This is a genomic window from Pseudomonas sp. H3_E04 (assembly GCF_054668915.1).
In genome coordinates, this window is record NZ_CP162797.1 from 2,156,028 (window position 1) to 2,179,831 (window position 23,804).

Sequence of the window (23,804 nt, forward strand, 5' to 3'; positions counted from 1 at the left end):
CATGACTACTGCCTTCGACGCCCCGCTCAACGAGGCATTGCGTGACGCGATGCTGGCCCTGTACCTGCACGAAGCCGTACCCAACGATCCTTACCTGATCGAGCACGAGCTGGCCCACAGCATCAAGACCGCCAACGATCTTTATGAATTCTGGTTGCTGGATGTACTGGTCAGCCAGGATGTGCCGACCAGTCCGGTGGCCTGTGCCATTGCCAGCTATCAGCAGCTGATCAACAGCATGATGCTCAACCTGGAACCCGGTTACAGCGATAGCAGCTTTACCCCACTGCAAGTCAAGACCTGGCGCGACGGCCTTGATCGCTACCCGATCTGGGCCGCCCTCCAGCAGTTGCGGACCTTCCCGGATATCTATCTGGACCCGACCCTGCGCCTGACCAGGACCGCCAGTTTCGAGCAACTGGAAAATGACCTCAACCAGGCGCAGATTCAGCCCGAAACGGTACAGACAGCCGTGCTGGCTTACCTCGCCAGGTTCGAAGAAATCGCCAACCTGAAAATCTGCAATGGCTACATCGATGGCGAAGACTTTGCCAACAGCATCTATTACTTCATCGGCAAATCCCCCGCCGAAAACGCTTGGTACTGGCGCTCACTCGACATGTCCCAGCGCGCGGTAAAAGTGCCAGCGAGTGCGTCAGGCGAAACCCCGGCCAAATATGACAAGCCGCAACCCGATGCCTGGTCGGATTGGCAAAGAGCCAACGTACCCATTTCGGAAAAAGCGCTTGAACACACCGTTCGCCCGTGCTGGTTCAACAACCGTCTGTTCGTGATCTGGGCCGAGGTGGAACTTCAGGATGCAGATGCCATTGCCGAAGCAGCACGAGCGCAAACCGTCAGGCTGTATCCACGGTTCCGGTTGTATGCCAGCTACAAGAAATACGACGACACCTGGAGCACGCCTCGTGTCTATATCGAGCGTTATTGCCAGACAGACGATCTGGTCGCAAAACCACTGGAAGAGATAGAACGGGAGACGCAGACGATTGCGGTATACGACCATTCGACATCACCGGAATCGATGTTTTTGGCGCTTTACAGCGGCTATGAAGCCGCTGAGGGTGATAACACGGGTGACAAGGACACTTATGACTTTTTAAGAACCTTGCGGATCGACAAGAATTTCCATGTGTCATCGCTCTATCCGGCGGGAGGCTGGGTTCCTGCGCCATCCTCTTTGGGCACAGCGCCAATCGACACGAAGGACGACAAAAGCAGGGGACATGTTTTGCTGATTGGCCACATTTTCGCCAGTCAGGAACAGAATGCCCGGCGACTTCAATACTGGCTTCCAAATGGGATTTTACAGTTTGGCGGCGTCGAACACCCGGACACCTATCCAGCGTCAGAAAACTGGAACTTCAGCGGCTGGCAGCCTCGCATCCAGCAAAGCAACAAAGACCAGGAACTGGTGTATGACAAGGGCAGTTCCACTATCAAGCTGACATTGAAGCTGAACGAAGAATTCAACGAGACGCGCACCCTGGAGATCTCTATCAAAGACAGGACCAATCCTGATCTTGAGCTTTTCAAGTTGAAACTGGTGATCAACGAATCCAGCTTCCACGACCGACGCTACACATTGCTCGAAGGATCGACCATTACGCCAGGCACTGACTGGCTGGACCGGCAAGATGCGACACACATGTTCACCGACAGCAGGGGCAGAAAGAACCTGATCATCGACGGCTCAGGCGGCGACACTTTTGCCTTGCCTGCCACAAAAAGGGGCGACGCCGCGTCACTCACGGGCAAACGCCTCTACAAGCAGATGCTGGAAGAGCTGATGGTCGTGGGGTCGCCAATCCATATCACGGAATGCAGAACCTACTCGGGTGGATGGCATTCATTGCTCCTCCATAACACCTTGGGCGTGGAACAGATCGGGCCTTATTTTTACAAGCAGTTCATCGCTCACCCGCTGCAGGTGAGCGAAGTCACGCCCGAACATTTTGAGCAAATGCGCACGCTGAAAGAATCTGGCCTTGTCAGTCGATTGGCAAAGGATGCCGAGCTGTCTTATACGTTCTCGATCGATCAGACGACTTACCAGCCAGATGGCTGGCCTGTTACATGGCCAGACAAGAAAGAGGACATCGCAATTCCGCTTATTTACGGGGTCCTGATTTATAAATGGCATTGGACTGGAGTGGCGCTTGCCGGCGGAGCCCTGAGGGCGTTGTCCATCAGTTGGAGCGAAGAAACAGGAACAACGGTGCAAATTGCTCCGAGCATCGACAGCGTGCTGGACCCGACTCAGGGCGACAGCCCGTCCCTGGGCAAGGCTCAGTTCATCGACTTTACCAATTCAAGCATTCAGCACAGCGATGCTGAAGCAGAAGTCGCGCGCGCGCCCATCCGCATGAACACCGTTTTCGCCAGGCAACTGATCAATCGTGCCGAAAGCGGCATGGATACACTGCTGAGCTGGGACAGTCAGCATATGAAAGAACCTCCTATTCCCGACGACCTCGGCGCACAGCCGATGGATTTCTCCGGCGCTTACTACCTGTATTTCCTCGAGCTGTTCCTGTACTTGCCATGGCTGGTGGCCTACCGCTTGAACGAAGAACAGCAGTACGACGAGGCGAAACGGTGGCTGGCGTATCTGTATGACCCGACACGACAGAGCGCCGCCCCCGGCCATCCCGGTTATTGGCAGGCCGTGCCGTTGGTAGAACCCGTGTCACCTGAGCCCGGTCTTGCCACGTTGCACCCGGAAGACCCGCATCAGATTGCCCTGAGCTTTCCGGTGCACTTTCGCAAGGCACTGTGGAAACTGTTTATCGAAATCGAGAGCCGCCAGGCCGATCTGGCTTACGCAGAGCTGACCCCGGACGGACTGGCCGACGCCAAGTTGCGCTACGTTCACATCATGGATCTGCTGGGGCCGCGCCCGGATGTGCGCCAGGTCGACGATTGGTTGCCGATCACGCTCGACGAGTTGAGTTCGTCGAAGAATGCGCAATTGCGTGAATTCGAACTGCGCCTGATCGCCGCACAACAGCAGCTGCAACAACAGCCACCATTGCGAATTGGCAGGGCACCGGCTTCGCAGGCAGCCCCCCTGCTGTGCCTGCGACCTGATGGCGATGATTCGTTCCTGACAAGCGTCGACAATGCGTATTTCCGTCGCCCCTTCAACCCCGAACTGATCATGCACTGGGAACGTGCCGAGAGCCGCTTGTACAACTTGCGGCATAACCTCGACATGGCCGGCACTGCGCTGAACCTGCCGTTGTTCGCTACGCCGCTGGACCCGCGCGCGCTGCTGGCCGCGTGGGGCCAGGGACTGTCCGGTGCGGCGCTCAACCGCTTGTTGAACCCGCAGATTCCCCACTGCCGCTACAGTTTCATGAGCGCTCTGGCGCAGAGCGCGGCGGAAGCTGCGACCCAGTTGGGCGCGACAATCCTTTCGCTGATCGAACGCAAGGAGCAGGTGCAATACTTGGAGTTGCAACAGCAACAGGCGTGGAATTTGGCGAAGGCGGCTGTGGAGATACAGGTTCAGGCCGCGAAGATTGATGAAAAAAACAAGGAGGCGTTGCTGGCGAGTCAGGACGTCATTGCCGGGCGTGTCGTTTATTACGAGGAATTGCTGAAAGAAGGTGTCAGCTCCTTGGAAATCGGCGCGGGAGCCGCTTACCTGATAGGGAATCTTGCACAGACTGGAGCCACCGTCGCCCAGGGAATCGGCCACGCTCTAACAACAGCACCGAACATATTTGGTATGTCGTTCGGTGGTGCACGCCTGGAGGGTGCTGCTTTTGGTGCTGCATCCCATATGCAAATGGGTTCAACACTCGCCTTCGGTGCAGGCCAGACCATGGACCGCATCGAACAATACCGGCGTCGCTCTCAGGAATGGACGCAGGCCCGCGACCAGGCAAAACTCGAAGCCGAACAAATCAAGGCCCAGCTCGCCGTCTACGACGAACAACACAAAGCCACCCAGCTGCAACTGCGTCAGGCGCAAACCGCGCTCAACCAGGCCAAGGCCACCCACGATTTTCTGCTGAGCAGCAATCGCTTCAGCCGCTCGCAGACCTACGACTGGCTCAACAGCAAATTCGCCGGTTTCTACCACACTGCCTTCACCACCGCACAATCGCTGTGCCAGGCCGCCGAGGCTTGCTGGCAATACGAAATGGGCGACTTCACGCAAACCTTCATCCGTCCCGGCGCGTGGAATGCCACCTACCGCGGCCTCGGTGCCGGGGAAGAATTGAAGATGAGCCTGCAACAGATGCACAGCCAGTACGTGCAACAAAACCGCCGCGATCTGGAAATCAGGAAAACCCTGTCGCTCAAGGACTTGCAGGCCAGGGACCCGAGTTCAACCATCAATAAATCGTGGGCAGAGATCAAAACATCGCTGCTGGACAACGGCACGTGTGAGTTCGAACTGACACAGAAAATGTTCGACGATGATTACGCCGGGCAGAATCATTACCTGCGTCGAATCAAGACGATCAGCGTGACGCTGCCGACCATCCTCGGGCCCTATCAAGATATCCGCGCAGTGCTGAAACAGACCTATAGCAAGGTCGAAATGGCTGCCACAGTCGACAGCAGTGTCAAAGAAAACCTTCGATCCAGTCAGCAGATTGCCCTGTCGACATCGCTGGAAGACAACGGCATGTTCCAGCTCAACTTCCAGGATGAACGCTACCTGCCGTTCGAGTACACAGGGGCTATTTCACGCTGGATCCTGACCTTCCCCGAGGGCCAGGACGACATCCTTCAGCGCCTCCACAACGTCATCGTGCATGTGTATTACACCGCTCGATGCGAAGGCGGCTCGCTATGAACGAACAACAGGCGCCACAACAGCAGTCGACAATACAAATCAACACCCCGAGCCTGCCCAAGGGCGGCGGCGCCATTCAGAGCATCGGTAAAGGATCGGCCGGCGTAGGCACCCGGGGCACCGCCTCGCTGGAACTACCGTTGCCGATTTCCCCGGGGCGCGGTTTTGCCCCGGCGCTGGGTCTCGGTTACAGCAGTGGCACGGGCAACAGCCCCTGCGGGATCGGCTGGCAATTGACGGTGAACGCCATCACTTTGCGCACCGTCAAAGGGGTGCCGATGTATGACGGTACCGACCAGGTGGTCGGGCCAGACGGCGATGTATGGATGCCCGAGCGAAAGGAAAGCGACGGCGCGCTGATTGCGCGCAGCGCATCGAGCTACAACGGCCTGACCCTGCCGCAAACCTATGACGTGGTACGCCACTGGCCACGGGTCGAGGGGGCATTTTCCTTGATCGAGCATTGGTCGAATGCGGCAGACAAGGCCGGTTTCTGGCTGATTCACGGTGCAGACGGCAGCCTGCACATCTATGGCACCACCGCCAATTCACGCCGGGCCGACCCGAACGCCCCGCAGCGTGTCGGCGTCTGGCTGATCGAGGAAAGCCTCAATACACGCGGAGAGCACATCGTCTACGAATATAAAGCGGAAAACGAGCTACCGGTGCCTCCGCAATATCGGGACTATCGCGCTCAGCGCTATCTCGGCTGCGTGCGCTATGGCAACGAAAAGGCTTACCCGCACCTCTACGCCTGGGACACCGGCAGCTGGCAGAAGCAACATTGGCACTTTCATCTGCTGTTCGACTATGGCGAGCGCAGCACCGATCTGGAACAGGTGCCGACTTACGCCGAACAACATCCGTGGCCTGAACGCAGCGACCCCTTCTGGATCTACGCCTACGGTTTCGAATCAGGCACCCGGCGTCTGTGCCGACAAGTGCTGATGTTTCATCATTTCCCCAAGGAACTGGGACCTGATCCCGTGCTGGTTCAGCGCGTGCTGCTGCAATACCGCGCCTGTCCGTTGGGCTACAACCACCTGATTGCGGCTCATCAGCAAGCTTTCGACGGACTCGACCAGATTGAAAACCGACCGCCAACGGAGTTCAGCTACAACGCATTCGACCTCGCCTCGAAGCCGCAAGGCTGGACGGAATTCCCCGACACGCCCGGCCTCAACGACGGTCAGCAATACCAAATGGTCGATCTGTACGGTGAAGGGCTGGCAGGCATCCTGTGTCGCTATGACCAGGCCTGGTATTACCGCGAGCCGTTGCGCGGCGAAGCCGGCAGCGACGACGTCAGCTACAGCGACTGGCAACGCCTTGATCATGTGCCGCCTGCCGACCGTGGCAAACCCGTGCGCCAGTCCCTCACTGACCTGACCGGCGACGGCAAGCTCGACTGGGTCGTCGCCACGCCGGGCATGTGCGGATTTTTCACTCTCGACCCGGATCGCAACTGGTCTGGTTTCGTGAGCTTCGACGCGTTTCCCAGTGAATTCTTCCATCCGATGGCGCAAATGAGCGATCTGGTAGGCGACGGTCTCAGCGACCTGACGCTGATCGGCCCGCGCAGTGTTCGTTTGTACGCCAACCGGCGCGCGACGGGTTTTGCCGAAGCCATCGATGTACTCCGCGATGAGAAAAACGCCGCTGGCGATGTCGATGAGCTGCCCGTGCTCAGCAACTCTGCGACCGAAGTCGTCGCGTTCGCCGATGTGCTCGGCAGCGGCCAGCAACATCTGGTGCGCGTTCGTCATGACGAGGTCAAATGCTGGCCGAATCTTGGCCGTGGCCGCTTTGGCAAAGGCTTCGTACTGTGCGCCCTGCCCTTCGCCTATAGCGAATTCAACGCGTCCCAGCTCTTGCTCGCTGACCTCGACGGTTCCGGTGCTGCCGACCTGATCTATCTGGAAAGCGAGCGCCTGCGTGTGTTCATGAACCATGCGGGCAGCGGCTTCCAGCAGACCTCCGTCGATCTCGCCTGGCCCGAGGGCCTTTCCTACGATCCGCTGTGGCAGGTCAGCAGCGCCGATCTGCAAGGCCTGGGTTGCTCCAGCCTGATCGTGACGCTACCCCACATGTCGCCACGGCACTGGCGCTACGACTTTGTCAAAGCCAAGCCGTATCTGCTCAACCGCAGTTGCAACAACATGGGCGCCAGTACGGGCGTGAACTACCGCAGCTCCGCCCAGGAATGGCTGGACGAAAAACGTGAGTTGCAGGCTACCGGTGTCACCAGACCGGCGTCCGCCCTGCCCATGGCTATGCACCTGGTAAGCGAGCAGACCCAGTGCGACGAGATCACTGGCACCGCCTTGAAGCAGACCTTCAAATACCGGGGCGGTTACTACGACCGTTGCGAGCGCGAGTTCCGTGGTTTTCGCCTGCTCCTGCAAAGTGACACCGAAGCGTCGGCGGCCGCGCGTGCGACGGCAGGGTTCACCGCACCGATCCTCAGCAAGACCTGGTTCCACACCGGCGAAATCATCGACGCGTCAAGGGCCGGGTACTACACCCGTGACGCTGACGCGGTCGATCTCGGATCAACGCTGCTGCAGAACTACCACTTCAATGATCGCCTCGCGCAGCCCTTGACCGAAGTCGATGACGACAGCGCCCGGGAGATCGCCCGCACGCTGAGCGGCCGGGTCATGCGCTCGGAAATCTTCGCGGCCGATGACGATCCGGCGAGCGCCGTGCCCTACGTGGTGCAGGAGCATCGCTACGGCGCGCGGGTGCTGCGCCCGAAGGGCAAACACCAGCCTTACGCGGTGATACTGCCCCTGGACGTAGAATCCATCAGTTACCAATACGAGCCCACCATCGCCGATGATCCGTTGTGCCAGCACCAGTTGAATCTGAAATGGGACCCATACGGGACCGTGGAGCATGCCTTCAGCGTGAACTACGCACGCCGCAAAACCAGCAGCGATACACCGCCGTTTTCCGACGAGCATCAGCAGAAGTGGTGGAAAGATGCTCATGACGATGCACAGCAAAAATGGTATTTGACGCAAGTCCGCTCCGAGCCGATTCATCTGCCGAATGAAGAGGCATGGCGCCTTGGATTGGCCTGTCGCCAGCGCAGCAATGCACTGGTGCTGGATAAAACCGCATTGAGCCGCGAAACCGTCACCCATGAGCACTTTCTGTTGCTAAGCGAGGACAGTGGCGAATGGGCGCAGCAAGCGCGGTTGTCGGCATTGTCGTTGCAGCGCTACATCGACCCTCGCAGCGGCACAACCCTGGAACCGGGCGAGGCGACTTTCGAGGGATTGCCTGCCTGTCTGGAGACGGCCGAACTGGACGCCGTCGCCCTTGGCGCTTACGACAAACTCGCGGTGGATGGCAGCATGCCCTTCAACCTGAAAGAAAAACTCGAATCGCCGGAGGTGGGTTACCACATCATGTCGCTGTTTTTGCCGGCGGTGAAAGAAGACCCGCCAGCCGACCCCGACGACGCAAAAAACTACCTGTGGTCGGTGCACCGAGGCTTCCCCATCTACCACTCGCTCGACGGTTTTTTTAACGTACAGAAATACCGCGAAACTCGCAGTCACGGCGAGACGCTGATCACCTATGACGCGTATTGGTGTCTGACAACCGCCGTGACCTTGCCCGACGGTTGCACGACCCGCAGCCTCGATGTGGACTATCGCACCTTCCTTCCTGCGACCATCGAAGACGCCAACCGCAACCGGCAAGAAGCGCGTTATAACGCCTTCGGTGAACCGTTGGTAAGCAGTTTCCATGGCACCGAATTGGGCGAACCGGTGGGGTTTGATGCACTGGAGACTTACATCCCGCCCGAGGACCGCGACCCGGCAATCGCCATCGACTATCCGAGGCAGGCCATCGGCAATTTCGCCAGTGTCAGCTTTTGGGACACTTTCAGCTGGATGGGTCGCGTCTCCCGCACCTCCCCGCCCTCCCCGGACTGGTGGGCCTGGGCGCTGAACCAGGGTTTCATTCTGCCCGACGGGCACCTCTGCGACCGCGCCCGTCAACATCTTGAAGACCTGGAAAAGCCCGACGCCAACGAAATACTGCTCCAGCAACAAATCGACGCGGCCCAGCAAGAGCCGGTGTACGCCGTCACACTGCTGGCTGACCGCTATCCTGGCGATCCGCAGATGCAAGTGCGGACCCGCATCGTCTGCCTGGACGGCTTTGGCCGCACCCTGCAGACCAAACATGAGGTCCCGCCGGGCCTGGCGTGGCAAGTCAATGACAACGGCGAACTGGTCCTCGACGACGATGGCAAGCCGATAGACGTCGAGGCCAAGCGACGCTGGCGGGTCAGCGAACCGGTGGAATACAACAACAAAGGCCAAACGGTACGGATTTACCGGCCCTACTTCGCCGATCAACCGCGTTACATCAACGACCGCTCGATGCGTCAGCATGCCTTCCACGACCAACAGTTCTACGATGCGGCGGGCCGTCCGACCGAAACCGTGCTGGCCAAGCAAATGCTGCAAGGCAACCCGCCGACGCTCAAACCTCTGCGCCGGGAAGTCTGGTACTGGATCTGGTGTAACGTCGCCTTCGACGAAAACGACCTGTTCGAGCCCCCACCGGAACAACGGCGCCGTAACTGGTGGACATGAACATGCACATCCATGCGCGCACCCCCGACCTGGTAGCCATCGACAGCCGTGGCCTGCCGGTGCGGCAGATTGCCTATTGGCGCGATAACGGCAGCGAACCCGAGGCGCGCATAACTGCCCGTCAGCATGATGCTGCCGGGCGACTGGTGGCGCAGCACGATCCCCGGTTGTTCACCGATGCATCAGCCCCTGCCAACCTCACTACGGTCTATTCACTGACCGGTCAGGTGCTGAGCACCGTCAGCGTTGACGCCGGATGGCGCGCGAGCCTGTGGGGCGAGGCGCGTCAAGCGCTGCACGGTTGGGATGGCCGTCGCAGCCAGCGCAGAATCGAGTACGACGAACAGTTGCGGCCACTGGCTGTGTTCGAACACGCCGCCGATGGCGAACCTTTGTGCGCCGAGCGTTATGGTTATGCCGGCAGCGATTCGGCGTTCGCCACGCGTAACCAGTGCGGGCAACTCATTCGCCACGATGATCCGGCCGGCACGCAGTTGTTCGAACAGTTCGGGTTGACCGGTGGCGTCGTGCAGCAGACGCGGCATTTTCTGCGCACGCTGGAGGAGCCGGACTGGCCTGCCGAAGTGAGCGAGCGGGATGAGTGGCTTGAAGACGGTGCCGGTGCCACGAGTCGCACGGTTTTCAATTCCCTGGCCGAGGCCGTCGAACAGATCGACGCCAAGGCACATCGGCAGCTTTTCAGCCAGACCCTCGACGGCCAGTTGCGCGAGGTACGTCTGCAATTGACGAAAGACACTGCAGCGAAGACCTTGGTCCGCGCCATCCAGTACAACGCCCGGAACCAGACCCTTGAGGAAACGGCTGGCAACGGTGTAATCACCGAACTGGACTACGCCGCTGACGATGGCAGGCTGATCCGCGTGCAAAGCCGGCGCGGGAGCGACATCCTCCAAGATCTGCGCTATGCCTATGATCCCGTAGGCAATGTACTGAGCATCGAAGACGCCGCCCTGCCAATTCGCTACTTCGCCAACCAGCGCATCGAACCGGTGAATCGCTACCGTTACGACAGCCTCTATCAGTTGATCGAGGCTACGGGTTGGGAGTCGGGCCAAACCTCAAGGTTTTCGCTGATTGACGATCCTGCGGCGATTGCCAATTACACCCAGACCTATTGCTATGATCGCAGCGGCAATTTGCTCCAACTGACTCACGACGGCCCGCAAAGTCAGGGCCATCGTCTGATTGCCGCCGCGCACAGCAACCGCTGTTTGCCGGTGCGCAATGGCCAGGAGCCGGGTGAGGAGGATTTGCGCAACGGCTTCGACGCCAACGGCAATCTGCTTGATCTGCAACCAGGACAGACTCTCAACTGGGACTTGCGCAATCAATTGCGTGAAGTCCAGCTGGTTTTGCGGGATGACCGTTCGGCTGACAACGAGCGATACCGATACGCCGCAGACGGCATGCGCGTGCACAAACTGCGGCTGATGCAGACCAACGCTCGAACGTTGATGGCTCAGACGCGTTATCTGCCGAATCTGCAAATCCGTACCCACAGTGGTACGGGGGAAATACTCCAGGTGATCAATGTTCAGGCCGGGCGCAGCAGCGTGCAGGTGTTGCACTGGGAATCCGAACCGCCCAAAGACATCGACAACGATCAAACGCGTTACAACCTCAACGACCATTTGGGTAGCTGCACGCTGGAGCTCGATAGCGCCGGCCAGGTAATCAGTCATGAGCGTTACCATCCTTTCGGCACCACCGCGTGGTTTGCCGGGCGCGGCGAAATCGAGGCAAGTTATAAAACGCTGCGCTATTCAGGCAAAGAGCGGGATGCGACCGGGCTTTATTATTACGGGTTCAGGTATTACGTGGCGGGTTGGCAGCGATGGTTGAACCCGGATCCGTCCGGGGTGATTGATGGTCTAAATCTGTTCAGCATGGTGAAAAGCAATCCGTTGACCTACTTCGATATTGATGGCCGAATTCGTGAGGGCATCAATAAGGAACTTCCAACTGAAGAGCCTCCGGGATCGTCGCCTTCGCCGTTATCATCAACGCCATTTTCAGCACACTCGGTATTTGATGACGGTACGAGATTCAGATTTCCTGAGACACCGCCCTTGTCTCCAGAAGTCCCGGGCGCAAGCCACCCCATCGAAGTGTTGATGGAAAAACTGCAATTGACAGATTCTTCGCTGGAGAACAAGCCAACCTCGATTGCAGATGATATTGGTGGTCGCCCTCCTATAGCGGGCGGGGGCGAAGGAGAAATATACGAAAGCGCCGACGGAAAACATGTCTATAAAAAGTTCAGAGGAGCCGACAAGCAAGACAGTATTCCGGTGTATGTAAAATCCGAAGCCGAGAGCTTCAATGCTTACTATGGAGCAGGCTCGGCGACGGCACTTATTGAAGACAATCAGATTTACCTCAAGATGATAAAACTCGATGGCATCCCCCTCGGCGACATCAAGAAAGGTTCCATTCCGGCAAGCGGCGCCAATGCACTTTTGAACATGTTTGAGGAAATGGAAGCAAAGGATTTGTTCCACCAAGATGTACAGGACCATAACTTCCTCTGGTCCGAGAAAGACAACAAGGTTTACCCCGTCGATATGGAAGCGCACCCCTTTGAGTTTGCGCAGTACACGATAGACGTATACGACCGAAAGAAAATAAAGGTGCTGACGCAATTTGCTAACAACGTAAAACACTGATTTCCATTCCGCTGAACTCTTTGATGGAATGCGCGCGCCTCAAAACATATGGGAGCCAGGTGGCTATTGCTTCAGATCGATGGGAAGAAAGGTAAACGGCACCTTCCGGTGCCGTTCGCTTCTCACATCTCCAACATCACTTACGCGCATCCGCCCACGATTTCAGCAGTTCGCTATAGCTCACGGTTTCGCCCTTCGGCTTCTCGTTGGCCAGTTTCGGCTTCGGTGCGCCCGGTTGGTCAAACCAGTACTGGGCGTCGCGTTCCGGGTTCATCTTCGGCGCGCAAGTGGCCTGAGCCTTGGAGCGTTCGAGGCGTTCCATGATGCGGTCCTGATCCTTGGCCAAACCATCGAGCGCCTGTTGCGGAGTCTTCTCGCCGCTGGCCGCTTCGGCGATGTGGCTCCACCACAGTTGCGCCAGACGCGGGTAATCCGGCACGTTGGTCCCGGTCGGGGTCCATTGCACGCGGGCCGGGCTGCGGTAGAACTCGACCAGACCGCCGAGCTTCGGTGCCAGATCGGTCATCGCCTGCGAGTTGATGTCCGACTCGCGAATCGGCGTCAGACCGACGATGGTTTTCTTCAGCGACACGGTTTTCGACGTGACGAACTGCGCGTACAGCCACGCCGCCAGTTTCTGTTTCTCAGGCGTGGACTTCATGAACGTCCACGATCCCACGTCCTGATAGCCGAGCTTCATGCCCTCTTCCCAATACGGCCCGCGCGGCGACGGCGCCATGCGCCATTTCGGCGTGCCGTCGGCGTTGACCACCGGCAGGCCCGGTTTGGTCATGTCGGCGGTGAACGCGGTGTACCAGAAAATCTGCTGGGCAATGTTGCCCTGTGACGGCACCGGGCCAGACTCGGAGAAGGTCATGCCGGCCGCTTCCGGTGGCGCGTATTTCTTCAACCAGTCGACGTATTTGGTGGTGGCAAACACCGCCGCCGGGCCGTTGGTGTCACCGCCACGGGTCACGCTGGAGCCGACCGGATGGCAGTCCTCGACGCGAATGCCCCACTCGTCCACCGGCAAACCGTTGGGGATGCCCTTGTCGCCGCCACCGGCCATGGAGAACCAGGCATCGGTGAAACGCCAGCCCAGCGACGGATCTTTCTTGCCGTAATCCATGTGGCCATAGACGCGTTTGCCATCGATTTCCTTGACGTCTTCGCTGAAGAATTTGGCGATGTCTTCATAGGCCGACCAGTTCACCGGCACGCCCAACTCGTAACCGTACTTTTCCTTGAATTTGGCTTTCAGGTCGGCGCGCTCGAACCAGTCGGCGCGAAACCAGTACAAGTTGGCAAATTGCTGGTCGGGCAGTTGATAGATCTTGCCGTCCGGCGCGGTGGTGAAGGAGATGCCGATGAAATCCTTGATGTCGAGGGTCGGCGACGTGAAGTTCTTGCCTTCGTTGGCCATCAGGTCGGTGATCGACTCGGTCTTGCCGTAGCGAAAGTGCGTGCCGATCAGGTCGGAGTCGTTGACCCAGCCGTCGTAGATGTTCTTGTCCGACTGCATGACTGTTTGCATCTTCTCGACCACGTCGCCTTCCTGCAGCAGGTCGTGGGTGAGTTTGATCCCGGTGATTTCGCTGAAGGCCTTGGCCAGCACCTTGGACTCGTATTCGTGGGTGGTCAGGGTCTCGGAGACGACCTTGATGTCCATGCCACGAAACGGCTCGGCGGCCTTGATGAACCACTTCAGCTCTTCCAGCTGCTGTTCGGCCGTCAGGGTCGAGGGCTTGAACTCGCTGCCAATCCATTTTTTTGCAGCATCTTCGTAGGCGTCGGCCCAGGCAGATGCGCTCAAACCGCTGAGTGCCAGCATGGCTGCCAATGAAATGCTATGTCGCAGCTTATTGTTTTTATTGAACATAGAGACCTCCTGTTTAAGTTGTGGAGCCGCGTTGCCGAACGATTCGACTAGCCCCAACGCATCACAGCCAACAGCCACACCAGGGACAACGCGGACGCCACCCAGATGCTCCAGTCGGTGACGCCGATTACCAGCAAGTGCAGGTAGGCGCTGCCGAGAAGACCGATAAACAAGCGATCACCACGGGTCGTGGCAATCGGCAGAAACCCGCGCCGCAGAATGCTCGGCGAGCGCAATTCCCAGGTGGTCATGCCCACCAGGATCAGACCGATGCCGATGAAGAACGCGGCGGTCGGTGTCGTCCAGCTCATCCATTCCATCATCAGCTCCTCAGACTCGACCGAGGGCAAAGCCCTTGGCCACGTGGTTGCGCACAAACCAGATCACCAGCATGCCCGGCAGGATGGTCAACACCCCCGCCGCTGCCAGCACGCCCCAATCGATCCCCGACGCCGACACCGTACGCGTCATCACCGCCGCAATCGGCTTGGCGTTGACCGAGGTCAGCGTGCGCGCCAGCAGCAGCTCGACCCAGGAAAACATGAAGCAGAAAAACGCCGTGACACCGATGCCGGAGCCGATCAACGGGATAAAAATCTTCACGAAGAACTTGGGGAAACTGTAGCCGTCGATGTAGGCCGTTTCGTCGATCTCCTTGGGCACGCCGGACATGAAACCTTCGAGAATCCACACCGCCAGCGGCACGTTGAACAGGCAGTGCGCCAAGGCCACGGCGATGTGTGTGTCGAACAGCCCGATCGACGAATACAGCTGAAAGAACGGCAGCAAGAACACCGCCGGCGGCGCCATGCGATTGGTCAGCAGCCAGAAGAACAGGTGTTTGTCGCCGAGGAAACGATAGCGTGAAAACGCGTAAGCCGCCGGTAACGCCACGCTCAGGGAAATCACCGTGTTGAGGCTGACGTAATACAGCGAGTTCAAGTAGCCGGTGTACCAGCTCGGATCGGTAAAGATCACCTTGTAGTTCGCCAGCGTGAATTCCTGTGGGAAAAGTGTCAGGCCGCCGAGGATTTCGGTGTTGCTCTTGAACGACATGTTCAGCAGCCAGTAGATCGGCACCAGCAGGAACAGAATGTACACCAGCAACGGAATCAGCTTTCTCTTGCTCATGGCCGGGCCTCAACGGTTGGCGTCGGAGTGCGTCATGGCGGTATAGAACAGCCACGACACCAACAGGATGATCAGGAAGTACACCAGCGAAAACGCCGCTGCCGGACCGAGGTCGAATTGCCCTACAGCCATCTGCGTCAAGGTCTGACTCAAAAAGGTCGTGGCATTGCCCGGCCCGCCGCCGGTGAGCACGAACGGCTCGGTGTAGATCATGAAACTGTCCATGAAACGCAGCATCACCGCGATCAGCAGTACGCTTTTCAGCTTGGGCAATTGAATGTGGCGGAACACCGCCCACGCCGAGGCGCGATCAATGCGCGCAGCCTGGTAATAGACGTCGGGAATCGCCCGCAGGCCGGAGAAACACAGCAGCGCAACCAGCGAAGTCCAATGCCAGACGTCCATCACCAGCACCGTCACCCAGGCGTCCATGGTGTTGGCCGCGTAGTTGTAGCTGATGCCCAGCGCATTGAGGCTGGAACCGAGCAGGCCGATGTCGGCGCGGCCGAAAATCTGCCAGATGGTGCCGACCACGTTCCACGGAATCAGCAACGGAATCGCCAGAATGATCAGCACCACCGACGACCAGCGGCCTTTGGTCGGCATGGTCAGCGCGACGGCAATGCCCAGCGGAATTTCAATCAGCAGCACGCAAGCCGAATAGATGAACTGGCGCAGCAGCGAATCATGCAGACGCGGATCGAGCAGCACTTGCTTGTACCAGTCCGCACCGACGAAGTAGCGGCTGGACTGGTCGAAGATGTCCTGCACCGAATAGTTGACCACGGTCATCATCGGGATCACCGCACTGAACGCCACCAGCAGGAACACCGGCAATACCAGCCACCAGGCCTTGTTGTTCTGCACCTTGTTCATGGCTGCACCTCCTCGTCGCTGGCTTCCAGGAGAAATTCGTCGGCATAGACCATCAGCCATTGCGCCGGGAAACTGATGTATGCCGTGCCCTGGGGCACCGGTTTGTCTTCGGCCAGACGCACCTTCAAAGGCGCGCCGTCGAGGTTGAGGGTCATGATCTTGTAGGTGCCGAGGTCTTCGACGTGTACGACTTTGGCCTGCATCGCGTCGTCAAACGGCTCGTCCCACACGTGAATGAACTCGGGGCGGATGCCGACCTTGAGATTTTTCCACTGGCCGTGCTCGATATGGCGCTGCAAGGCGTCGGACAGCGGCAAGTGCGTCGAGGCGAAACCGACGCCGCCGGGTTGCGGCTGTACCTCGATCAGGTTCATGCCGGGGCTGCCGATGAAATAGCCGACAAAGGTGTGGCTCGGCCGCTCGAACAATTCCCGTGGCGTACCGAACTGGACGATCTGGCCGCCGTACATCACCGCAATCTTGTCGGCGAAGGTCGAGGCCTCCAGTTGGTCGTGGGTGACGTAGACCATGGTGATGTTGAACTGCTCATGGATCTGCTTGAGCTTGCGCCGCAGCTTCCACTTCAGGTGCGGGTCGATCACCGTCAGCGGCTCGTCGAACAGGATCGCCGAGACGTCGTCGCGCACCAGCCCACGGCCCATGGAGACTTTCTGTTTTTCGTCGGCGGTGAGGTTGCGCGCCTTCTTGCTCAGCAGATTCTGCAGGTCGAGCACTTCGGCAATTTCCTGCACCTTGCTGTGCACTTTCGCCTCGGCCATGCCCTGGTTGCGCAGCGGGAAAGCGAGGTTATCGAACACGGTCATGGTGTCGTAGACCACCGGAAACTGGAAAACCTGGGCGATGTTGCGCTTCTCCGGGGTCAGGTCGTTGACCGCTTTGCCGTCAAACAACACATGGCCCTGAGACGGGCTGAGCAGGCCGGAAATGATGTTGAGCAAGGTCGACTTGCCGCAACCGGACGGGCCGAGCAAGGCATAGGCACCGCCCTGCTCCCAGACGTGATCCATCTCGCGGATCGCATAATCCTCGGCGCCGCTCGGGGTTTTGCTGTAGCTGTGGGCGAGGTGCTGCAAACGGATTTCGGCCATCAGGCAACCCTCGCGACACGCCGGCCCGGTGCTTGCACCAGACGGCCCTGCGCATCGAAAACGAACAGTTTGTGGGTCGGGATATAGATGCGGATCGGCGCATCGACGTCGTATTCGTGAACCCCGGGCAAGTGCAGCACCAACAGAAAGTGCTCGTTGCGCACGTGCAGGAAGGTTTCCGAACCGCTGATTTCGGCGACTTCGACGGTCACCGCCAATTCGAGGTCGTCATCGTTGCTTGGCACCAACGAAATATGGCTGGGACGCACGCCGAAGCGAAACTCACCCTCGCCCACCGGGCGCAGGTCGACGTTCAGCGGAAAGTGGACGAAATTGGCAAAACTGACTTCGTTGCCGGCAATGCGTCCCGGCATCAGGTTGATCGGCGGCTCAGAGAACAATTCAGCCGCGAGCACCGACTGCGGCTGGTGATAGACCTCGGTCGACGGCCCGCTCTGGATCACCCGGCCTTCATGCAGGATGGTGGTGGTGCCGCCGAGGGCCAGCGCTTCGTTGGGCTCGGTGGTGGCGTAGATGGCGATGGTGTGCCGGGCCTTGAACAGCTCGCGCATTTCCTGACGCAGTTCTTCGCGCAGCTTGTAGTCGAGGTTGACCAGCGGCTCGTCGAACAGGATCAGCTCAGCATCCTTGACCAGCGCGCGGGCCATGGCCGTGCGCTGCTGCTGCCCACCGGACAACTCCAGCGGATAGCGCTGCAAGAACTTCTCGATGCGCAGCATGCGTGCGGTTTCCTGCACCTTGCTGTGGATGATCTCTTTCGAGATGCCGGCCTGACGCAGTGGCGAGGCGATGTTTTCGAACACCGTCATGGTCGGGTAATTGATGAACTGCTGATAGACCATCGACACGTTGCGCAGCCGCACAGGGCGCTGGGTGACATCGACGCCGTTCATCAGCACGCGGCCGCTGTCGGGCTTGTCGAGGCCGGCCATCAGACGCATGAGACTGGTCTTGCCGGACAGGGTGCGCCCGAGCAGAACGTTGAAGGATCCGGGTTCGAATTTCAGGCACGCATCGTCGATCCAGATCTGGCCCTCGACGGTACGGCTGACGTGCTCCAGGGTGAGTGACATGGCTCGGCCTTTTTTATTTTTGGAGTCAAGCGACCGGAGCAACAGAGCGACATTCGTGCCAAAAATGGCAAGTGGTTGATTTGCCGTGAAAATCGTTGATTACGCAGGGAAGTGGCGTTCACAGCTGAACACTTTTGAACAGTCGGGGTGATTGACAATGAACAATAGTGAACAACACTCTATGCACTGTTCACCCCCATGTAGGAGCTGCCGAAGGCTGCGAACTTTTGACTTTGACTTTGCTTTTTCAAGATCAAAATCAAAAGATCGCAGCCTTCGGCAGCTCCTACAGGGGATGGTGGACCTCATAACAATAATAAAATCGCTGCATTCAGAGGCTCGCCCCCATGGCCGCACCTGCTTCGCCGCTGTCCCACGATGCGATCGTCCAGACCTCCTGGCAACGTTGCCGCGCGTTCGGCCTCGACCACCAGAGCACGCCGGCCTTCGATCAGTTACCCGCCGCCGGCATTGCGCGGTTGCTCGACAGCCATCACTCGCTGGTGCAGACCACGCATCAGGAAGTCCTGCCCTACTATGAAAACATCCTCAGCAACTCCAACTGCCTGATCATGCTCGCCGACAATCAGGGCCAGGTACTGACCTCATGGGGCACGCAACGCTTTATCGAACCGAGTCTGGCCCGGGGTTTTCAGGCCGGGGCGAGCTGGATGGAGCGCAGCAGCGGCACCAACGCGATCGGCACCGCACTGGCCTGTGAGCAGGCGGTGCATATCGAGCACGACGAACACTTCCTCAAGGCCAACCGCTTCATGACCGGCTCCGCTGCGCCGATCTTCGACGCCGAGCGCAAGGTCATCGCCGTGCTCGATGTCTCCAGCGACAGCTACCTGCCACCCTCGCACACCCTGGGCATGGTCAAGATGATGAGCCAGACCGTGGAGAATCGGCTGATCCTCAACCTGTTCCATGGCCAGCATTTTCAACTGACCTTCAACACCGGGTTGAACAACCTCGACAGCCAATGGGCGGGGTTGTTGATTTTCGACGAGAGCGGGCAGGTGCTGTCGGCCAATCGCCGGGCCGACAATCTGCTCGGTGTGCGTCTGTCCCGAGTCAGCGTTGAAAGCCTGTTCAAGGTGTCGCTGCTGGAGTTGATCAATCAGCCCGAGGGTCTGCCTTTTGCCTTGCAGACCTCCGGACGCAACCGTTTCCAGTGCTTGCTGAAACGGCCGAAACAGGCACCGGTGCAGGCGCGGGTGTTTGCCGCCGAGGACAAGCCTGCGCCAGCCAGCGCGATCAGCCTCAACGCGCTGCATTTCGGCGACAGCCGCGTGGAAAAAGCCGTACGCCAGGCCGAGCGCTTGCTGGAAAAAGACATTCCGTTACTGATTCACGGTGAGACCGGCGTCGGCAAGGAAGTGTTCGTCAAAGCCTTGCACCAGGCCAGCTCTCGGCAAAAACAGGCATTCATCGCGGTGAACTGCGCGGCGATCCCCGCTGAACTGGTCGAGTCTGAATTGTTCGGTTATGAGAAAGGCGCGTTCACCGGGGCCAACCAGAAAGGCAGCATCGGCCTGATCCGCAAGGCCGACAAAGGCACGCTGTTTCTCGATGAGATCGGTGATATGCCGCTGCCCACCCAGGCGCGCTTGTTGCGGGTGTTGCAGGAACGTTGCGTGCAGCCGGTGGGCAGCAGTGAGTTGTTCCCGGTGGACCTGCGGATCATTTCCGCGACCAACCGATCGTTGCGCGAGCAGGTGCAACTGGGCCGCTTTCGCGAGGATTTGTACTACCGCATCGGCGGTCTGACCCTGGAGCTGCCGCCGTTACGCGAGCGCAGTGACAAGCAGGCGCTGTTCAAACGGCTGTGGGAGCAACATCGCGAGCCGACGCAATGGGCGGGGCTGAGCCCGGAGGTGCTGGAGCTGTTTGAAAAGCACCCGTGGCCGGGGAATTTGCGTCAGGTCAGCAGCGTGATGCAGGTGGCGTTGGCCATGGCCGAGGAGCAACCGGTGCGGCCGGAGCATCTTCCGGATGATTTTTTTGTCGATCTGGAGATGGAGCCAGTGGAGACGGCGCCGCCGCTGGGGCTGGATTTGAATGATGTTGAAGCGCTGAATCGCGAGTTGAAGGCGGCCGGGGGGAATATTTCGCACCTGGCGCGGCGGCTGGGGGTGAGCCGCAATACCCTTTACAAGCGGTTGCGGCAGGCTGAATGACAACTCGGCCTTGAGGACGCCTTCGCGAGCAGGCTCGCTCCCACAGGAAGGTGCGAGTCGCGCACAAATAACAGACATGACGAAAGTCCGATGTGGGAGCGAGCCTGCTCGCGAAGGCATCAGCCGGGTCAACCCTGGTCCTGAGGAAGAAAAAACAAAACCCGCACTAGGCGGGTTTGTCTGTCACAGGTAAGGCAATCAGTCAGCCAGACGCCAGGTAGTCCCACCCTTGCCGTCTTCCAGCACCACACCCATCGCCGTCAACTGGTCACGGATACGATCAGACTCAGCCCAATCCTTACCCGCACGCGCCGCCAGGCGCGCCGCAATCAGCGCATCAACCTCAGCCGCATCGACCCGCCCTTCAGCGCCCGCCTGCAGGAAGTCATCGGCCTCCAGCTGCAACACACCCAGCACACTCGCCAGCTCTTTCAGACGTGCCGCCAGCCCCGCCGCTGCATCGAGATCGCTCTCGCGCAGACGGTTGATCTCGCGCACCATCTCAAACAACACCGCGCACGCTTCCGGCGTACCGAAGTCGTCGTTCATCACCGTGGTGAAACGCTCGACGAACGCCTCGCCGCCAGCCGGTGCCACCGTCGGCAGGCCTTTCAACGCGTGGTAGAAACGCTCCAGTGCGCCCTTGGCGTCCTTGAGGTTGTCTTCCGAATAGTTGATCGCGCTGCGGTAGTGGCTCGACACCAGCAGGTAACGCACGACTTCCGGGTGGTACTTGTCGAGCACGTCGCGAATGGTGAAGAAGTTGTTCAAGGACTTGGACATCTTCTCGCCATTGATGCGAATCATCCCGCAATGCATCCACGCGTTGGCGTAGGTCTTGCCGGTGGCCGCTTCGCTCTGGGCGATTTCGTTTTCGTGGTGCGGGAACTCCAGGTCGCTGCCGCCGCCATGAATGTCGAAGGTCTCGCCGAGGCAGCAGGTCGACATCACCGAGCACTCGATGTGCCAGCCCGGACGCCCGGCGCCCCAAGGCGATTCCCAGCTCGGCTCGCCCGGCTTGGCGGCTTTCCACAGGACGAAGTCGAGCGGGTCTTCCTTCGACTCATCGACTTCGATGCGCGCGCCAATGCGCAAATCTTCGATCTTCTTGCGCGACAGCTTGCCGTAGCCCATGAATTTGGCGACGCGGTAGTACACGTCGCCGTTGCCCGGGGCGTAAGCGTAGCCCTTGTCGATCAGGGTCTGGATCATCGCGTGCATGCCGGCGATATGATCGGTGGCGCGCGGTTCCATGTCCGGCTTCTGGATGTTCAGGCGCGCTTCGTCTTCGTGCATCGCGGCGATCATGCGCTCGGTCAGCGCTTCGAACGATTCACCGTTCTCGCGCGCACGATTGATGATCTTGTCGTCGATGTCGGTGATGTTGCGCACGTAGGTCAGGTCATAACCGCTGAAGCGCAGCCAGCGCGTCACCAGGTCGAACGCGACCATGCTGCGGCCGTGGCCGAGGTGGCAGTAGTCGTACACGGTCATCCCGCAGACGTACATGCGCACCTTGTTGCCATCCAGCGGCTTGAAGACTTCTTTGCTCTTGGTGAGCGTGTTGTAAATCGTTAGCACGTTAGTTCCTTGACTCACTCACTGGCCCCACGAATCACGCAGGGTCACGGTACGGTTGAATACCGGCTGACCGGGTTTCGAGTCCTTCAGGTCCGCGACGAAGTAGCCTTCGCGCTCGAACTGGAAACGGTCTTCCGGCTGGGCGTTGCCGAGCGATGGCTCAGCGCGACAACCGGTCAGCACTTGCAGCGAGTCAGGGTTGATGTTGTCGAGGAAGCTGGCGCTGTCTTCGGCCTTCTCCGGGTTCGGCGAACGGAACAGGCGATCGTACAGACGCACTTCGCATTCGACGCTGGCGGCGGCCGGCACCCAGTGAATCACGCCTTTGACCTTGCGCCCTTCCGGGTTCTTGCCGAGGGTGTCCGGGTCGTACGAGCAACGCAGTTCGACGATGTTGCCGTCGGCGTCCTTGATTGCTTCGTCGGCACGGATCACGTAGCTGCCGCGCAGACGCACTTCACCGGCCGGTTCCAGGCGCTTGTAGCCCTTCGGCGGCTCTTCCATGAAGTCTTCACGGTCGATGTAGATTTCCCGGGCAAACGGCAGCGCGCGCACGCCCATGTCTTCTTTCGGGTGGCGTGGCAGTTCGAGGTTTTCGACCTGGCCTTCCGGGTAGTTGGTGATGACCACTTTCAGCGGACGCAGCACGCACATGGCGCGCGGGGCGCTGTGGTCGAGGTCGTCGCGGATGCTGAATTCGAGCATGCCGAAGTCGACCACGCCGTCGGAACGGTTGGTGCCGACCATTTCGCAGAAGTTGCGGATCGATTTCGGCGTGTAGCCACGGCGGCGGAAGCCCGACAGCGTGGACATGCGCGGATCGTCCCAGCCGTTGACGTGCTTCTCGTCCACCAGCTGCTTGAGCTTGCGCTTGCTGGTGATGGTGTAGTTCAGGTTCAGGCGGCTGAACTCGTACTGGCGCGGGTTCGCCGGCACCGGCAGGTTCTCCAGGAACCACTCGTACAGCGGACGATGGCTTTCGAACTCGAGGGTGCAGATCGAATGAGTGATGCCTTCGATGGCGTCCGACTGCCCGTGGGTAAAGTCGTAGTTCGGGTAGATGCACCACTTGTCGCCGGTCTGGTGGTGATGAGCGTGGCGGATGCGATACATGATCGGGTCGCGCAGGTTCATGTTCGGCGAGGCCATGTCGATCTTCGCCCGCAGGACGCGCGCGCCGTCGGGGAATTCACCGGCCTTCATGCGCGCGAACAGGTCGAGGTTTTCCTCTACCGAACGGTCGCGGAACGGGCTGTTCTTGCCCGGCTCGGTCAGGCTGCCACGGTATTCCCTGGCCTGCTCCGGGGTCAGGTCGTCGACGTAGGCCTTGCCGGCCTTGATCAGCTCGACGGCCCAGTCGTGCAACTGGTCGAAATACTGCGAGGCGTAGCGCACTTCACCGGACCATTCGAAGCCCAGCCATTTGACGTCGCTTTCGATGGCGTCGATGTATTCCTGATCTTCCTTGGCCGGGTTGGTGTCGTCGAAACGCAGGTGCGTGACGCCGCCGAACTCCTGGGCCAGGCCGAAGTTGACGCAGATCGACTTGGCGTGGCCGATGTGCAGGTAGCCGTTGGGCTCCGGCGGGAAGCGAGTCACGATCTGGGTGTGCTTGCCCGAGTCCAGGTCTGCCTGGATGATCGGCCGCAGGAAGTTGACCGGCACGGCAGGGCCGGACTTGGCATTCGAGTTAGGGTCGACAGTGGGCTTGCTCATAGGATCCTTGACGTACAGGTGCGCGGCCGCAAAGAGGGGCCAGACAAAACAAAGCCGCTATCATAGCCGATGCTGTCAAGGGCCTGACAGAGCAGCTC

At 59.3% G+C, this 23,804-nt stretch carries 12 protein-coding genes; 4 read left to right on the forward strand and 8 right to left on the reverse strand.

The genetic code is table 11. The features are described from left to right. Position 1 precedes the first annotated feature (1 nt). The 3 genes from AB4N53_RS09655 to AB4N53_RS09665 are packed head-to-tail and all read left to right on the forward strand — an operon-like array spanning position 2 to position 12,137. Complete coding sequence (locus AB4N53_RS09655; protein WP_460120097.1) at positions 2-4,831, forward strand: Tc toxin subunit A-related protein; 4,830 nt, start codon at positions 2-4, stop codon at positions 4,829-4,831. Then, the gene (locus AB4N53_RS09660; RefSeq protein ID WP_460120099.1) at positions 4,828-9,450 is read left to right on the forward strand and encodes a SpvB/TcaC N-terminal domain-containing protein; all 4,623 of its coding nucleotides are present in this window, start codon (positions 4,828-4,830) and stop codon (positions 9,448-9,450) included. The genes AB4N53_RS09655 and AB4N53_RS09660 overlap by 4 nt, the downstream gene beginning before the upstream one ends. A 2-nt stretch (positions 9,451-9,452) precedes the next feature. Continuing rightward, complete coding sequence (locus AB4N53_RS09665; protein ID WP_460120101.1) at positions 9,453-12,137, forward strand: RHS repeat domain-containing protein; 2,685 nt, start codon at positions 9,453-9,455, stop codon at positions 12,135-12,137. A gap of 136 nt (positions 12,138-12,273) precedes the next feature. Here AB4N53_RS09665 and AB4N53_RS09670 read toward each other — a convergent pair whose 3' ends face one another. Genes AB4N53_RS09670 through AB4N53_RS09695 form a run of 6 tightly spaced genes read right to left on the reverse strand, consistent with a single transcriptional unit; the run spans position 12,274 to position 18,226 of the window. Continuing rightward, positions 12,274-14,016 (reverse strand): ABC transporter substrate-binding protein, encoded by a 1,743-nt coding sequence (locus AB4N53_RS09670; protein WP_460120103.1) that lies wholly within the window; start codon positions 14,014-14,016, stop codon positions 12,274-12,276. A gap of 47 nt (positions 14,017-14,063) precedes the next feature. Continuing rightward, on the reverse strand, positions 14,064-14,336 hold the full coding sequence (locus AB4N53_RS09675; RefSeq protein WP_038861868.1) for a DUF2160 domain-containing protein: 273 nt from the start codon (positions 14,334-14,336) through the stop codon (positions 14,064-14,066). A gap of 10 nt (positions 14,337-14,346) precedes the next feature. Then, positions 14,347-15,147 carry a carbohydrate ABC transporter permease gene (locus tag AB4N53_RS09680; RefSeq protein WP_041477086.1) on the reverse strand — a complete coding sequence of 267 codons (801 nt, stop codon included), beginning with the start codon at positions 15,145-15,147 and terminating at the stop codon, positions 14,347-14,349. Positions 15,148-15,156: 9 nt separating this feature from the next. Beyond that, the gene (locus AB4N53_RS09685) at positions 15,157-16,023 is read right to left on the reverse strand and encodes a carbohydrate ABC transporter permease (protein ID WP_007961995.1); all 867 of its coding nucleotides are present in this window, start codon (positions 16,021-16,023) and stop codon (positions 15,157-15,159) included. Next, on the reverse strand, positions 16,020-17,132 hold the full coding sequence (locus tag AB4N53_RS09690; protein WP_125927401.1) for an ABC transporter ATP-binding protein: 1,113 nt from the start codon (positions 17,130-17,132) through the stop codon (positions 16,020-16,022). Before AB4N53_RS09690 ends, AB4N53_RS09685 begins: the two co-directional genes overlap by 4 nt. Beyond that, positions 17,132-18,226 (reverse strand): ABC transporter ATP-binding protein, encoded by a 1,095-nt coding sequence (locus AB4N53_RS09695; protein ID WP_016775291.1) that lies wholly within the window; start codon positions 18,224-18,226, stop codon positions 17,132-17,134. Before AB4N53_RS09695 ends, AB4N53_RS09690 begins: the two co-directional genes overlap by 1 nt. Positions 18,227-18,573: 347 nt before the next feature. On the opposite strand from AB4N53_RS09695, the gene AB4N53_RS09700 reads away from it, so the two are divergent. After that, on the forward strand, positions 18,574-20,409 hold the full coding sequence (locus AB4N53_RS09700) for a sigma-54-dependent Fis family transcriptional regulator (RefSeq protein ID WP_460120106.1): 1,836 nt from the start codon (positions 18,574-18,576) through the stop codon (positions 20,407-20,409). Between the two features lie 198 nt (positions 20,410-20,607). Here the strand turns inward: AB4N53_RS09700 and cysS are convergent, their stop codons facing one another. Both cysS and AB4N53_RS09710 read right to left on the reverse strand, forming a co-directional pair. Next, positions 20,608-21,990, reverse strand: coding sequence for a cysteine--tRNA ligase (gene cysS / locus AB4N53_RS09705; protein WP_460120108.1), 1,383 nt, complete (start codon positions 21,988-21,990; stop codon positions 20,608-20,610). 18 nt (positions 21,991-22,008) lie between these two features. Then, positions 22,009-23,706, reverse strand: coding sequence for a glutamine--tRNA ligase/YqeY domain fusion protein (locus AB4N53_RS09710; protein WP_460120110.1), 1,698 nt, complete (start codon positions 23,704-23,706; stop codon positions 22,009-22,011). Positions 23,707-23,804: the final 98 nt, after the last annotated feature.

Excerpts from the sequence above, each read along its gene's own strand:
- AB4N53_RS09680 (WP_041477086.1), bottom strand. The coding sequence starts at position 15,147 with ATGAGCAAGAGAAAGCTGATTCCGTTGCTGGTGTACATTCTGTTCCTG.
- AB4N53_RS09660 (WP_460120099.1), top strand. The coding sequence starts at position 4,828 with ATGAACGAACAACAGGCGCCACAACAGCAGTCGACAATACAAATCAAC.
- AB4N53_RS09675 (WP_038861868.1), bottom strand. The coding sequence starts at position 14,336 with ATGGAATGGATGAGCTGGACGACACCGACCGCCGCGTTCTTCATCGGC.
- AB4N53_RS09700 (WP_460120106.1), top strand. The coding sequence starts at position 18,574 with ATGGCCGCACCTGCTTCGCCGCTGTCCCACGATGCGATCGTCCAGACC.
- AB4N53_RS09670 (WP_460120103.1), bottom strand. The coding sequence starts at position 14,016 with ATGTTCAATAAAAACAATAAGCTGCGACATAGCATTTCATTGGCAGCC.
- AB4N53_RS09695 (WP_016775291.1), bottom strand. The coding sequence starts at position 18,226 with ATGTCACTCACCCTGGAGCACGTCAGCCGTACCGTCGAGGGCCAGATC.
- AB4N53_RS09710 (WP_460120110.1), bottom strand. The coding sequence starts at position 23,706 with ATGAGCAAGCCCACTGTCGACCCTAACTCGAATGCCAAGTCCGGCCCT.
- AB4N53_RS09685 (WP_007961995.1), bottom strand. The coding sequence starts at position 16,023 with ATGAACAAGGTGCAGAACAACAAGGCCTGGTGGCTGGTATTGCCGGTG.
- AB4N53_RS09665 (WP_460120101.1), top strand. The coding sequence starts at position 9,453 with ATGCACATCCATGCGCGCACCCCCGACCTGGTAGCCATCGACAGCCGT.
- AB4N53_RS09655 (WP_460120097.1), top strand. The coding sequence starts at position 2 with ATGACTACTGCCTTCGACGCCCCGCTCAACGAGGCATTGCGTGACGCG.
- AB4N53_RS09690 (WP_125927401.1), bottom strand. The coding sequence starts at position 17,132 with ATGGCCGAAATCCGTTTGCAGCACCTCGCCCACAGCTACAGCAAAACC.